At 64.6% G+C, this 12950-nt stretch carries 11 protein-coding genes; 9 read left to right on the forward strand and 2 right to left on the reverse strand.

The genetic code is table 11. The features are described from left to right. The first annotated feature begins 3 nt into the window (after nt 1–3). Genes rsmH through mraY form a run of 6 tightly spaced genes read left to right on the forward strand, consistent with a single transcriptional unit; the run spans nt 4 to nt 7185 of the window. Complete coding sequence (rsmH, locus tag WLQ66_RS03665) at nt 4–1008, forward strand: 16S rRNA (cytosine(1402)-N(4))-methyltransferase RsmH (RefSeq protein WP_340545034.1); 1005 nt, start codon at nt 4–6, stop codon at nt 1006–1008. Then, on the forward strand, nt 1008–1382 hold the full coding sequence (gene ftsL, locus WLQ66_RS03670; RefSeq protein ID WP_014874069.1) for a cell division protein FtsL: 375 nt from the start codon (nt 1008–1010) through the stop codon (nt 1380–1382). The genes rsmH and ftsL overlap by 1 nt, the downstream gene beginning before the upstream one ends. After that, nucleotides 1379–3166: a peptidoglycan D,D-transpeptidase FtsI family protein gene (locus WLQ66_RS03675; protein ID WP_340545035.1), complete on the forward strand. Its 1788-nt coding sequence runs from the start codon at nt 1379–1381 to the stop codon at nt 3164–3166. The genes ftsL and WLQ66_RS03675 overlap by 4 nt, the downstream gene beginning before the upstream one ends. 15 nt (nt 3167–3181) lie before the next feature. Further along, nucleotides 3182–4666, forward strand: coding sequence for a UDP-N-acetylmuramoyl-L-alanyl-D-glutamate--2,6-diaminopimelate ligase (locus WLQ66_RS03680; protein ID WP_340545036.1), 1485 nt, complete (start codon nt 3182–3184; stop codon nt 4664–4666). Continuing rightward, a complete protein-coding gene (locus WLQ66_RS03685; RefSeq protein ID WP_340545037.1) occupies nt 4663–6075 on the forward strand; it encodes a UDP-N-acetylmuramoyl-tripeptide--D-alanyl-D-alanine ligase in 1413 nt (470 codons plus the stop codon). The genes WLQ66_RS03680 and WLQ66_RS03685 overlap by 4 nt, the downstream gene beginning before the upstream one ends. A gap of 27 nt (nt 6076–6102) precedes the next feature. Beyond that, complete coding sequence (mraY, locus tag WLQ66_RS03690) at nt 6103–7185, forward strand: phospho-N-acetylmuramoyl-pentapeptide-transferase (RefSeq protein WP_061048820.1); 1083 nt, start codon at nt 6103–6105, stop codon at nt 7183–7185. 331 nt (nt 7186–7516) lie between these two features. Here mraY and WLQ66_RS03695 read toward each other — a convergent pair whose 3' ends face one another. Further along, nucleotides 7517–8431: a glutaminase gene (locus WLQ66_RS03695; protein WP_340545038.1), complete on the reverse strand. Its 915-nt coding sequence runs from the start codon at nt 8429–8431 to the stop codon at nt 7517–7519. Nucleotides 8432–8560: 129 nt separating this feature from the next. Here WLQ66_RS03695 and murD point away from each other — a divergent pair, with 129 nt between their 5' ends. Together murD and WLQ66_RS03705 are read left to right on the forward strand one after the other, a co-directional pair. Further along, the gene (gene murD / locus WLQ66_RS03700; protein ID WP_340545039.1) at nt 8561–9991 is read left to right on the forward strand and encodes a UDP-N-acetylmuramoyl-L-alanine--D-glutamate ligase; all 1431 of its coding nucleotides are present in this window, start codon (nt 8561–8563) and stop codon (nt 9989–9991) included. Beyond that, nucleotides 9991–10332, forward strand: a complete 342-nt coding sequence (locus tag WLQ66_RS03705) for a thiamine-binding protein (RefSeq protein ID WP_340545040.1) — start codon at nt 9991–9993, stop codon at nt 10330–10332. Before murD ends, WLQ66_RS03705 begins: the two co-directional genes overlap by 1 nt. Nucleotides 10333–10388: 56 nt before the next feature. Here WLQ66_RS03705 and WLQ66_RS03710 read toward each other — a convergent pair whose 3' ends face one another. Then, nucleotides 10389–11570, reverse strand: coding sequence for a BaiN/RdsA family NAD(P)/FAD-dependent oxidoreductase (locus tag WLQ66_RS03710; RefSeq protein WP_340545041.1), 1182 nt, complete (start codon nt 11568–11570; stop codon nt 10389–10391). A gap of 132 nt (nt 11571–11702) precedes the next feature. Here WLQ66_RS03710 and ftsW point away from each other — a divergent pair, with 132 nt between their 5' ends. Beyond that, nucleotides 11703–12872, forward strand: coding sequence for a putative lipid II flippase FtsW (gene ftsW / locus WLQ66_RS03715; RefSeq protein WP_340546293.1), 1170 nt, complete (start codon nt 11703–11705; stop codon nt 12870–12872). Nucleotides 12873–12950 lie beyond the last annotated feature (78 nt).

Below are 12950 nucleotides of genomic sequence, written 5' to 3' on the forward strand. Positions count from 1 at the left end.
TCCATGACAACGGACCGCCCAACCTCAACCGGTCCTCACGTACCGGTCCTTCTGCGTCCGCTGCTGAAAGCCGTGGCGCCGGTTTCCGGGCGCTGGCTCGATGGCACCTTCGGGGCCGGGGGCTACAGCCGGGGCCTGCTGGAGGCAGGGGCCGATCACGTGATCGGCGTTGATCGCGATCCGCTGGCCTTTGAAATGGCTGAAAGCTGGATCGGCGCCTATGCCGGTCGCCTGACCCTGCAACAGGGGGTGTTCTCCCGCATGGACGACTATGCGCAGGATCTCGACGGCGTCGTCCTCGATCTTGGCGTCTCCTCCATGCAGCTGGATCTGGCCGAACGCGGCTTTTCCTTCATGCGCGACGGGCCGCTGGATATGCGGATGTCGCAGGATGGCCCCTCTGCCGCCGATCTGGTCGCGGAACTGGACGAGGCGGCGCTGGCCGATATCCTGTTCCTCTTTGGCGAGGAACGCGCCAGCCGCCGTATTGCCCGCGCCATCGTGAAGGCCCGCACCGAGGCGCCGATCACCACGACACTCCAGCTCGCCGGAATCATCGAGAGCTGCCTGCCGCGCTCCAAACCCGGCCAGTCACATCCGGCAACCCGCAGTTTTCAGGGTCTGCGCATCGCGGTGAACGCCGAATATGAAGAGCTGTTCGAGGGGCTGCTGGCCGCCGAACGCGCGCTGAAACCCGGCGGCCTGCTGGCGGTTGTGACCTTCCATTCCATCGAAGATCGCATGGTCAAACGCTTCTTCCAGCATCGCGCGGGCAAAACCGGTCGCGCCAACCGCTACGCCCCCGAGGTCGAGGAAACGCCGTCGCAATTCACGCTGGTCACCCGCAAGGCCGTCGGGCCGGACGATCAGGAGCTGGCGGACAACCCGCGCTCCCGCTCCGCCCGGCTGCGCGTCGGTCGCCGCACCGGGGCCGCGCCGATTGCGATCAGCGCCAAGGATATTGGCATGCCGCAGCTGAAACAGGCGCAGGCAAGAGAGAAACGCTGATGAAGACCCTGCTTTATATCGCCACCTGTCTCGCCGTCTTTGGGCTGGCTTTCTGGGCCTACCGCGAGAATTACACCACCCAGCAGGTACTGAAGGAAACCCGCAGCCTGCAACGCCAGATCGGCGCATCGCAGGTCCGGCTCAGCGTGCTGCGCGCCGAATGGGCCTATCTCAACCGTCCCGACCGGCTGCGCGAATTGGCGGAACTCAATTTTGATCGCCTCAGCCTGCTGCCGCTGCGCCCGGAACAGTTTGGCCGCGTGGATGAGGTCGCCTATCCGCCGCAGGAGGATGAGCTGCTGGATTTCACCAACGGGGTTGAGGTTTCCTCGCTTGGGGCCAATGGGCAGACCGCAACGGGGACACAGCCATGATCCGCACGCCGCTACGCCCGCTGGCGCGGATCCTGACCGCGCGCGCGCGGGGCGAGAACCCGGATGCCATCGAACGCGAAAACCTGCGCCAGCGCCACGCCGAGATGCAGGCCCATGCCCGCCAGCGCGCCGAGGGGCGGCTGCTGGTTCTGGGCATGTTCTTCCTCTGCGCCTTCACCGCGATTGGCGCCCGTATGGCAACGCTGGCCACCTCGGAGCCGGTCGAACCGGTCGCCAGCGCGCCGGGCAGCGCCATTGCCATGCAGCGCGCCGATATCGTCGACCGCAAGGGCCGCATTCTGGCAACCAACTTCGAGACCCATTCGCTCTATGCCCAGCCACCGCAGATGGTCGACCCGGACGGGGCGGCGCGGCGTCTGGTGGAGATTTTCCCCGATCTGGAGCTGGAACGCCTGCTGAAGGATTTTTCCGGCAAGCGTAAGTTCATCTGGATCAAGAAAAAAATCAGCCCCGAACAGAAACAGGCCGTCCATGACATCGGCGATCCGGGGCTGCTGTTTGGTCCGCGCGAAATGCGTCTTTACCCCAATGGCAGCCTGGCGGCCCATGTGCTGGGCGGCGCCGGTTTCGGCAAGGAAGGCGTCAGCGCCGCCGAGGTGATCGGTGTTGCCGGGGTCGAAAAACAGTTCGACGACTACCTGCGCGACCCGGCCAACGGCGGGCGGCCCTTGCAGCTCTCGCTGGATCTGACGGTGCAGGCGGCATCCGAGCGGGTGCTTTTCGGCGGCATGAAGCTGATGAACGCCAAAGGCGCCACCTCGATCCTGATGGATGTTCACACCGGCGAGGTGATTTCGGTGGTGTCGCTGCCGGATTTCGATCCCAATGACCGCCCACGTCCGCCGACCTCCGGTTTCGATCCCTCCGACAGCCCGTTGTTCAACCGCGCGGTGCAGGGGGTCTATGAACTGGGCTCGACCTTCAAGATTTTCACCGCAGCTCAGGCCGTTGATCTGGGGCTGGTGAATTCCGAGACCATTATCGACACCTCCGGTCCAATGCGGATCGGGCGCTTTCCGATTGGCGAGTTCCACAACAAGGACTACGGCAAGCTGAGTGTCGCCGATATCATCGTCAACAGCTCCAACCGGGGCACCGGGCGCCTGGCGCTGCAAATCGGTGCCCAGCGGCAGCAGGATTTCCTGCGCGCCATGGGGATGTTTGATCCGACGCCGATCGAAATCGCCGAGGCCGCAGGCGGTAAGCCGCTCAAACCCAGCAAATGGGGCGAGCTGAGCACGGTGACGATTTCCTATGGGCACGGGCTGTCCACCAGCCCGATGCATCTGGCAGCCGGTTATGCGGCCATCGCCAATGGCGGCCAATATGTCAGCCCCACCATCCTGCGCCAGAAGGGGCCGCAGCTGGGCCACCGGGTGATGTCGGCTGAGGCGGCCCGTCAGGCCCGCGCCATGCTGCGCAAGGTGGTGACCAGCGGCACCGCTTCCTTTGGCGAGGTTCCGGGTTATCAGGTGGGCGGCAAGACCGGCACCGCCGATAAACCCAAACCACGCGGCGGCTATTACGAAAGCAAGGTCATCGCCACCTTCGCCGCGATGTTCCCGGCCCATGATCCGAAATATGTGCTGGTGGTGACGCTGGATGAACCCTCGGTCATCGCCCATGGCGAGGAGCGCCGCACCGCAGGCTGGACCGCTGTGCCCGTCGCTGGCGAAATGATCGGTCGGATCGCGCCGCTGCTTGGCCTCAGACCGCAAGTTGAACCGGATGAGATGGCTGCTATAACCCTCACCTCAAACTGATCAGGTGGGGTTGCTATGGGCACCATTGAAAACCGTCCTCTTAGCCAGCTGGGGCTGACCGCTCGCGGCGGTGTCGATCCGACGATCCATGGCATTGCCGTGGATAGCCGCAAGGTGGTCGAAGGGGGGCTGTTTGCAGCCCTTCCGGGCAGTCAGGTGCATGGCGCCAAATTTGTGCCCGCCGCTCTCGGCAACGGGGCGGCTGCGATTCTCACCGATGCGACAGGCGCGTCGATTGCGGCGGAGCTGCTGCGCGAGTCGACCGTGGCGCTGGTGGTGGTCGAAGACCCGCGTCAGGCGCTGGCCTATGCCTCGGCGCTGTGGTTCGGCGCACAGCCCGAAACCATGGTGGCAGTGACCGGCACCAATGGCAAAACCTCGGTGGCGAGCTTTGTGCGCCAGATCTGGGTGGAGCTGGGCCATAAGGCGGTGAACCTCGGCACCACGGGGGTTGAGGGCGCCTGGAGCCATCCGCTCAACCACACCACCCCGGAGCCGGTTACCCTGCATGACGCGCTGGCAAAAGCGGCGGCGGCGGGGGTTACCCATGCCGCAATGGAGGCCTCCTCGCATGGGCTGGATCAGCGGCGTCTGGATGGTGTGCATCTGGCGGCGGCGGGGTTCACCAATTTCACCCAGGACCACCTCGATTACCACGAGACGTTTGAGGCATATTTCGCCGCCAAGGCGGGCCTGTTCCGCCGGGTGCTGCCCGATGATGGCGTGGCCGTCATCAACATGGACGACCCGCGCGGCGCCGAGATGCGGGCGGTCGCCGCTGCGCGCGGGCATGAGGTGATATCGGTCGGGCGCGGTCTCGGTGATCTGAGCCTTGTCGGTGCGCGTTATGACGCCTCGGGGCAGGACATGCGCTTTACCTGGCACGACCGGCCCTATCAGGCGCGGCTCAACCTTATTGGCGGCTTTCAGGCGGAGAATATCCTTTTGGCCTGCGGTCTGGTGATTGCAAGCGGCGAGGACCCGGATGCGGTCTTTGCGACGCTGCCGCATTTGCAGACCGTGCGCGGCCGGATGCAACTGGCGGCCACACGCGAAAATGGCGCGACGGTTTTTGTGGATTACGCCCATACGCCTGATGCCGTGGCCACCGCGATCAAGGCACTGCGCCCGCATGTGCTGGGCCGGCTGGTCGCCATTGTTGGTGCCGGTGGTGATCGCGATGCCGCCAAACGCCCGCTGATGGGGCAGGCGGCGCAGGACAATGCCGATCTGGTGATCGTGACCGATGACAACCCCCGCAGCGAGGACCCGGCCGTGATCCGCGCCGCCGTCAAGGGCGGCGCGCCGGATGCGATGGAAGTTGGCGACCGGGCCGAGGCGATCCTGCGCGGCGTTGATGCGCTGGGGGCGGGTGACGCGCTGCTGATCTGCGGCAAGGGCCATGAAACCGGCCAGATCGTTGGCAGTGATGTTTTGCCCTTTGATGATGTGGAGCAGGCCAGCATGGCGGTCGCGGCTCTGGACGGGAGGTTGGTATGAGCCTTTGGACAGCTGAGGAGGCGGCAGCGGCCACCGGTGGTCAGGCGATTGGCGACTGGAGCGTGAATGGCATTTCCATCGACACCCGCAGCATTGCGGCGGGCGATCTCTTTGTGGCGCTGAAGGCGGCGCGCGATGGCCATGACTTCGTGGCGCAGGCGCTGGAGAAAGGCGCTGGTGCGGCGCTGGTCTCGCGCAGGCCCGAGGGCGTCGGTGACGATGCGCCGCTGTTGCTGGTGAATGACGTGCAGGCCGGGCTGGAGGCTCTGGGCCGGGCAGGTCGTGCGCGCACGGATGCACGGGTGATTGCCGTCACCGGATCGGTCGGCAAGACCTCGACCAAGGAAATGCTGGCGCGGATGCTGTCCGATCAGGGGCGCACCCATGCGGCTGTTGCCAGCTATAACAACCATTGGGGCGTGCCGCTGACGCTGGCGCGGATGCCGCGGGACACCGAATTTGCCGTCATCGAGATCGGCATGAATCACCCCGGTGAAATCAGCCCGCTTGCCAAGCAGGCGCGTCCGCATGTGGCGATGGTCACCACCGTGGCGCCGGTGCATCTGGAGGCCTTTGACGGGATCGAGGGCATTGCCGCCGAAAAAGCCGCCATCATCGACGGGCTGGAGCCGGGCGGTGTTGCGGTGCTGAACGCCGATATTGCCGAGGCTCCGATCCTGCACTCCGTTGCCGAGGAGGCTGCGCGCCCTGCGCAGTGGTTTGGCACCGGTCAGGGGCCGATCGTGCCGGGCTATCGCCTGACCGGAACCGCCTCACGCGGGGATGAGACAGAGGCCGAGGTCACGCTGCCGGATGGGCAGCGATATCGCCTGAATATCCAGTCGCTTGGCGCCCATTTTGCGATGAACGCGCTTGGCGCGCTGGCCTGTCTGGCGGCGCTGGGTCTGGATCTGGCCAAGGCCGTGCAAAGCCTGTCGCTCTGGTCGCCGGTCACCGGGCGCGGGGCGCGTGAAACCGTGACGCTTGGCGCGGGGCAGGGCGAGATCCTGCTGCTGGATGACAGTTACAACGCCAATCCGACCTCGGTCGCGGCGGCGCTGGCGGTTCTGGCCGCGACCCCCTGCGCGGGGCGGCGGATTGCCTATCTGGGCGATATGAAGGAGCTGGGACCGCAGGAGGCCGAGCTGCACGCGGCCCTTGCCGATCTGCCCGCGATGGCGGATCTCGATGTGGTGCATTGCATCGGCCCGCTGATGGGGGCACTTCATGCGGCGTTGCCTGCGGACAAACGCGGTGGTCACTATGCCAGCAGCGGTGATGTGCAGGCGGATCTGGCGGGTCAGATCGCGGCGGGGGATGTGGTTCTGGCCAAGGGGTCGCTCAGCATGGCGCTGGCCAAGGTTGTTGACGGCATCCGCGAATTGGGCCATGGCGAGGCCACTTTCTGAACTTTGACGAACTGAGGACCGGCTGACATGCTCTATTGGTTAACCGCGCTGTCGGATGGGGGCGATCTTTTCAACCTCTTCCGCTACATCACCTTCCGCGCGGGCGGGGCGTTTCTGACGGCGCTTCTGTTTGGGTTTCTGTTTGGGCCACCGCTGATCAATGTGCTGCGCAAGAAGCAGGGCAAGGGTCAGCCGATCCGTGATGACGGCCCCGAAGGGCATCTGGCAAAGGCCGGCACGCCCACCATGGGCGGGCTGCTCATCGTCGGCGCGCTGGTGACGGCGACGCTGCTCTGGGCGCGCTGGGACAATCCCTTTGTCTGGCTGGTGCTGTTTGTGACGCTGTCCTTTGCCCTGATCGGTTTTGCCGATGATTATGCCAAGGTCTCCAAGCAGAACACCGCAGGCGTACCGGGCAAGCTGCGGCTGGCGCTTGGGATCACCATTGCGGTGATCGCCGCCCTCTGGGCCTCGGCTTATCATCCGGTGGAGTTGCAGAACCAGCTGGCGCTGCCGGTGTTCAAGGATACGCTGATCAACCTTGGTCTGTTCTACGTGCCGTTTTCGATCTGCGTGATCGTCGGCGCGGCCAATGCGGTGAACCTGACCGATGGGCTTGACGGGCTGGCGATTATGCCGGTGATGATCGCGACCTCGACCCTTGGGGTGATTGCCTATGCGGTGGGGCGTGTGGACTTTACCGAATATCTGGATGTGCATTACGTGCCCGGCACCGGTGAAATCCTGATCTTTGCCGCGGCGCTGTTTGGTGGCGGTCTGGGCTTCCTTTGGTACAATGCGCCGCCAGCGGCGGTGTTCATGGGCGATACCGGCTCGCTCGCCCTTGGCGGCGCCTTGGGCGCCATCGCGGTGGTCACCAAACACGAGCTGGTGCTGGCGATTGTCGGCGGGCTGTTCGTGGTGGAGGCGCTGTCGGTGATCATTCAGGTGCTCTATTTCAAGCGCACCGGCAAACGGGTCTTCCTGATGGCGCCGATCCATCACCACTATGAGAAAAAGGGCTGGGCGGAGCCGACCATCGTGATCCGCTTCTGGATCATCTCGCTGATCCTCGCGATGATCGGTCTGGCCACGCTGAAAGTGCGCTGAGCCACGCCGGATCGCCGCCGCGCAGGTCATCCTGCGGGGCGGTGTGCCGATCTGGTCTGATATCTGAAACCGCTCTGGGCTGAAAATGCCTTGGGCGGTTTTGCGTAAGAAGAAGGCGGCGCCGCCGGAGGGGCGGAGGGTGGATGACCTTTGCCAGGGGTCATCTCCTTCTGTCGGCCTGTGCGGATCCCCATACGCCCGGAGTCTTGACCTTGAAAGGGTCAGTTGGGCGGGGACGTTCTCCTGATCTTGGTGTTGCAACGGATGGGAGCATAACGCTGCCGCCTGAACGGATGGTAAGCCCTGCGTGCGCCGGGCTGGCAACGGCGGCTCAGAACACCGACCAGTCCATCTCCCGCGCCAGCCGCTCCATCGCTTCGGTGCCCAGTTTCGAATTGCCGTTGCGGTCCAGCCCCGGCGACCAGACGGCGATGCTGGCCTTGCCCGGTACGCTGGCCAGAATACCACCGCCAACCCCGCTTTTGGCGGGCAGGCCGACGCGATAGGCGAACTCGCCCGAGCCATCGTAATGCCCGCAGGTCAGCATCAGCGCATTGAGCCGCCGCACCCGGTCCAGCGAGACCAGCCGCGGGCCGACACCGGCGCCGATCAGGAAACGGCCGGCACGGGCCAGCTGGGTGGTGGTCAGCTCGGTGGCGCAATGGTGGAAATAGGTGCCGAGCACCTTGTCCGGGTCATTCTTGAGATTACCGCAGGAGGCAAGGAAATGGGCATGGGCGAAATTGCGGTGCCCATGGGCGGTTTCGGAGCGGGCAACCGCGCCATTGATGTGGATATCGTCATCCTCGGCAGCGGCGCGGATAAAGCCCAGGAACTCGGCCAGCGCATCGCGCGGTTCGCGGCCCGCCAGCACCTCATCCGTGGTGACAATGGCGCCTGCATTCACAAATGGATTGCGCGGGCGGCCGCGTTCATGTTCCAGCTGCACGATGGAGTTGAAGGCGGTGCCGGAGGGTTCGCGACCAACCCGCTGCCAGAGCTGATCGCCGGAGCGCCCGAGCGCAATCGCCAGCGTAAAAAGCTTGGTGATGCTCTGGGCCGAGAACCGCGTGGCGGCATCCCCGGCGCTGTAGATCTGGCCGTCGGCGGTGGCCACGGAGATGGCAAACTGGTGGGGATCGACTTGCCCCAGTTCGGGAATGTAGCTGGCCACGTCGCCCCGGTCGGGATCATCGCGAAGATCGCGGTTGATGGCATCGAGGATCTGCTGCAATCGCGCGTCCATGGCTGTGGGGCCTCCCAATTTTTGGCCGACACTAGCCGGGTGTCGGCGGACTGGCAAACGCAACGGGACTGGTGTTGGTTCCCGTGATCGGGTAGCGATTCGAGCAAAGATCAAATGGGAGGGCAGGCGATGATCCCTGTGACCGGATTCGAAGGCGCAACTGTAGCGGTGCTGGGGCTTGGACGGTCTGGCCTTGCCACCGCGCGGGCCTTGCGTGCGGGCGGGGCAGAGCCGGTCTGCTGGGATGACAACCCCGGCGCGCGGGCCCGGGCCGAGGTCGAGGGGTTCACCTGCCGGGATCTGCTGAAATCCGGCGCCTTTGACGATGTTGCATCGCTGATCGTCTCGCCGGGTATTCCGCATCTCTACCCCAAACCCAACCCGGTGATCCGCGCAGCGCTGGTGGCGGGGGTGCCGGTGGACAATGATATCGGGTTGTTCTTCCGGTCCATCGCGACCCAGGGCTGGGAGCAATACGATCAGGCGCCGCGCATCGTGGCGGTCACTGGCTCCAACGGCAAATCCACCACGGTGGCGCTGCTCCACCATATTCTTCAGGAGGCCGGTCGCGAAAGCCAGCTGGCGGGCAATATCGGCCGCGGTGTGCTGGATATTGATCCGCCGGGCTCCGGGGGCGTGGTGGTGCTGGAGCTGTCGAGCTATCAGACCGATCTGGCGCGGGCGCTTACGCCGGATGTGGCGGTGTTCACCAACCTCAGCCCCGATCATCTGGACCGGCACGCGGGCATGGGCGGCTATTTCGCGGCCAAACGCCGGCTGTTTGCCGAAGGCGGCCCGGATCGTGCGATCATTGGCGTCGATGAGGATGAGGGGCTGTATCTGGCCGGTCAGCTGTCGGAGGCGGCCAGCGATGACCGGGTGATCCGCATTTCGGCCAGCCAGAAACTGACCGGACCGGGCTGGCAGGTCTTTGCCCGCAAAGGGTTCCTGAGCGAATACCGCAAGGGGCGGCAGGCGGCCTCGATTGATCTGCGTCAGATGCAGGGGCTGCCGGGCGCGCATAACCATCAGAACGCCTGTGCGGCCTATGCGGCGGCGCGGGCACTGGGGCTGGCCCCGCGCCTGATCGAGGAGGCGCTGGCCAGTTATCCGGGTCTGCCGCATCGCAGCCAGACCATCGCGACCCATCAGGGGGTGCGCTATGTGAATGACAGCAAGGCCACCAACCTTGACAGCGCGGCCAAGGCGCTGAGCGCGTTTGACAATATCCGCTGGATCTGTGGCGGGCTGGAGAAAGAGGGCGGCCTGGACGCTCTGCGCGGCCAGACCGGCAAAGTGCGCAAGGCTTATGTGATCGGTCGCGAGGCGGCAGGCTTTGCCATGCAGCTGGATGTGGAGGCCGAGGTCTGCATCACCATGGCGCAGGCGGTGGCCCGGGCCGCCGCTGAGGCGGAGGCGGGTGATACCATCCTTCTGGCCCCGGCGGCAGCGAGTTTCGACCAATATGACAACTTCGAGCAGCGCGGAGAGGATTTCATCGCCGAGGTGCAGAAGCGACAGGGGGAGGCCCCGGCGCAACCCGATGGGGAGACAATCTGATGGCCGAGACGACAGCGCCGCAGAACACGGTGATGCTGGCCTTTCAGGTCATTCCCCGGCTGCGTGAGGGCAATAACTTCGAGGTTGTGGACCGCGCGATTGATGTGGTGAAGGCCTCAGGTCTGCCGTTTCAGGTGGGGGCGATGGAGACCACGATGCGTGGTGAGCTGGATCAGCTGCTGGGGATCGTGAAACAGGCCGAACAGGCCTGTCTTGATGCCGGGGCGGTGGAGGTGATCACCAATATCAAGATCCATACCACCACGCCTGATGCGCATGACACTTTCTGCACCTATACGCGCGGCGTCACGCCGGCCAATAAGGTGTTTATCGAGGAGTGACGCGAGGGGTGAACGGGGCGGCGTTTCGGGCTGGCCCGAGCGGAGACGCCCGAGGCTCAGCCCTTGGCGGCGATAGCGGTTCCGGCCGCGACGCCGGAGGCCCAGGCCCATTGGAAGTTATAGCCGCCCAGCCAGCCGGTCACATCAACCGCTTCGCCAATCGCATAAAGCCCCGGAACCGTCTTGGCCTCCATGCTCTTTGACGACAGCGCATCGGTGTCGATGCCGCCCAGCGTCACCTCGGCGGTGCGATAGCCTTCGCTGCCCGAAGGGGTGAGCGTCCAGTTTTCCAGTTGGTCGCAGAGATCGCGCAAGGCGGCGTCGGACTGGTCGGCGAGCCGCCCCTTCAGGGCGAATTCAGGGGCCAGGAACTCCACCAGCCGTCCGGGCAGGTGACGGGCCAGTTCGGTGGTCAGATCCTTGCGCCCGGTTTCCTGACGCTGGCGGCGCAGGTGATCAAACAGCGGCGTTTCCGGGATCAGGTTGACGCGGATCTGCTCCCCCTCGCGCCAGTAGGACGACAGTTGCAGCACCGAGGGGCCGGAGAGGCCGCGATGGGTGAACAACAGCGCCTCGTCAAAACTGGTGCGATCATTGGAAAGCCGTGCGGGCAGGGCGACGCCCGCAAGAGGTTTGAAGCGGTCTTCGGAGAACGTGAACGGCACCAGTGCCGGGCGGGTTTCGGTCAGCGGCAGCTCAAACTGGCGCGCCAGATCATAGGCCAGACCGGTCGCGCCCATCTTCGGGATCGACTTGCCGCCCGTGGCAATCACCAGATTGCGCGCGGTCAGCACCTGCGGCTTGCCCTCTCGCTCCACCGCGACGCGAAACCCATCCGGGCTGCGGCTTACCGAGGTGACGGAGGTCTGCAACCAAAGCTCGGCCCCGGCGGCCTGCATCTCCTGCACCAGCATGGCGACGATCTGTTTGGCCGAGCCATCACAGAACAGCTGGCCGAGGGTCTTTTCGTGCCAGGCGATTCCGTGGCGGTCCACCAGCTCGATGAAATCCCACTGGGTGTAGCGCGCCATGGCGGATTTGCAGAAATGCGGGTTCTGCGACAGGTAGTTTTCGGGGCTGGCGTACATATTGGTGAAATTGCAGCGCCCGCCGCCGGAAATGCGAATTTTCTCACCCGGCGCCTTGGCGTGATCAATCACCAGCGTGCCTGCGCCGGAGCGGGTTGCACACATCATGCCGGCCGCGCCGGCGCCAAGGATCAGGGTTTCATATGCCATGCCCGGCCATAGGCGCGGATAACTGCCAAAGGCAAGAGGAAGAGGGTGGCCTGAGGCAAAGTTTCCGGTTACTGTTTGCCTAACGATCCCGAAAACGGGACGGATGACGAGGCAGATAGTGGCGGTACTTCCATGACTGAAATGGTCTATGGCGCGCTCCCCGTACAGGCGGGCGAGCCGATTCTACCCAAATGGTGGCGGACGCTGGACAAATGGACGATGTCCTGCGTCCTGATGTTGTTTGTCATCGGGCTGCTCTTGGGGCTGGCCGCTTCGGTGCCGCTGGCCGAACGCAACGGGTTTGACAATTTCCACTATGTCGAGCGGCAGGCGATTTTTGGTATCACCGGGCTGGTGGCGATGCTGATCACCTCGATGATGTCGCCAACGCTGGTGCGGCGACTGGCGGTGATCGGGTTTGTCTGCGCCTTTGTCGCGCTGGCGCTGCTGCCGGTTTTTGGCACTGATTTCGGCAAGGGCGCGACGCGCTGGTACAGCCTCGGCTTTGCCTCGTTGCAGCCGTCGGAGTTCCTGAAGCCCGGATTCATCGTGGTGGCGGCCTGGATGATCGCCGCGAGCCAGCAGATCAACGGCCCGCCGGGCACGCTGATGTCCTTTGGCCTGTGCCTGACGGTGGTGCTGATGCTGGTGATGCAGCCTGACTTTGGTCAGGCCTGTCTGGTGCTGTTTGGCTGGGGCGTGATGTATTTCGTGGCCGGTGCGCCGATGCTGCTGTTGGTGATCATGGCGGCGGTGGTCGTGATGGGCGGGGTTGTGGCCTATTCCAGCTCCGAGCATTTTGCCCGCCGCATCGACGGCTTCCTGAACCCTGAAATCGACCCGACCACCCAGATGGGCTATGCCACCAATGCCATCCGCGAAGGTGGGTTGTTCGGTGTCGGCGTTGGCGAGGGCGAGGTGAAATGGTCGCTGCCGGATGCCCATACCGATTTCATCATCGCAGTGGCGGCCGAGGAATACGGGCTGGTGCTGGTGGTGATCCTGATCCTGCTTTATTCGGCGGTGGTGGCCCGCACGCTGTTCCGCCTGATGCGGGAGCGCGACACGTTTATCCGGCTTGCCGGAACCGGTCTTGTCTGTACCTTTGGCGTGCAGGCGATGATCAACATGGGCGTTGCGGTGCGGCTCTTGCCGGCCAAGGGCATGACTCTGCCGTTTGTGAGCTACGGTGGCTCCTCGCTGATTGCCGGCGGGATCGCGGTGGGGATGTTGCTGGCGTTTTCGCGGTCGCGCCCGCAGGGCGAGATTGCAGATTTCCTGCGCGGACACGGGCGCGGCTGAGCCTGCCCGATTGAAGCGCACCCCTCGGTCTGCCCTGCGCGGTCGGGGGGGTGAGTGAGCAGAGACAGAAAGACCGAA

It is taken from the genome of Phaeobacter sp. A36a-5a, assembly GCF_037911135.1.
Lineage (GTDB): Bacteria > Pseudomonadota > Alphaproteobacteria > Rhodobacterales > Rhodobacteraceae > Phaeobacter > Phaeobacter bryozoorum.

Coding starts and splice junctions, on each gene's coding strand:
- rsmH (WP_340545034.1), top strand. CDS start 4: ATGACAACGGACCGCCCAACCTCAACCGGTCCTCACGTACCGGTCCTT.
- ftsL (WP_014874069.1), top strand. CDS start 1,008: ATGAAGACCCTGCTTTATATCGCCACCTGTCTCGCCGTCTTTGGGCTG.
- WLQ66_RS03675 (WP_340545035.1), top strand. CDS start 1,379: ATGATCCGCACGCCGCTACGCCCGCTGGCGCGGATCCTGACCGCGCGC.
- WLQ66_RS03680 (WP_340545036.1), top strand. CDS start 3,182: ATGGGCACCATTGAAAACCGTCCTCTTAGCCAGCTGGGGCTGACCGCT.
- WLQ66_RS03685 (WP_340545037.1), top strand. CDS start 4,663: ATGAGCCTTTGGACAGCTGAGGAGGCGGCAGCGGCCACCGGTGGTCAG.
- mraY (WP_061048820.1), top strand. CDS start 6,103: ATGCTCTATTGGTTAACCGCGCTGTCGGATGGGGGCGATCTTTTCAAC.
- WLQ66_RS03695 (WP_340545038.1), bottom strand. CDS start 8,431: ATGGACGCGCGATTGCAGCAGATCCTCGATGCCATCAACCGCGATCTT.
- murD (WP_340545039.1), top strand. CDS start 8,561: ATGATCCCTGTGACCGGATTCGAAGGCGCAACTGTAGCGGTGCTGGGG.
- WLQ66_RS03705 (WP_340545040.1), top strand. CDS start 9,991: ATGGCCGAGACGACAGCGCCGCAGAACACGGTGATGCTGGCCTTTCAG.
- WLQ66_RS03710 (WP_340545041.1), bottom strand. CDS start 11,570: ATGGCATATGAAACCCTGATCCTTGGCGCCGGCGCGGCCGGCATGATG.
- ftsW (WP_340546293.1), top strand. CDS start 11,703: ATGACTGAAATGGTCTATGGCGCGCTCCCCGTACAGGCGGGCGAGCCG.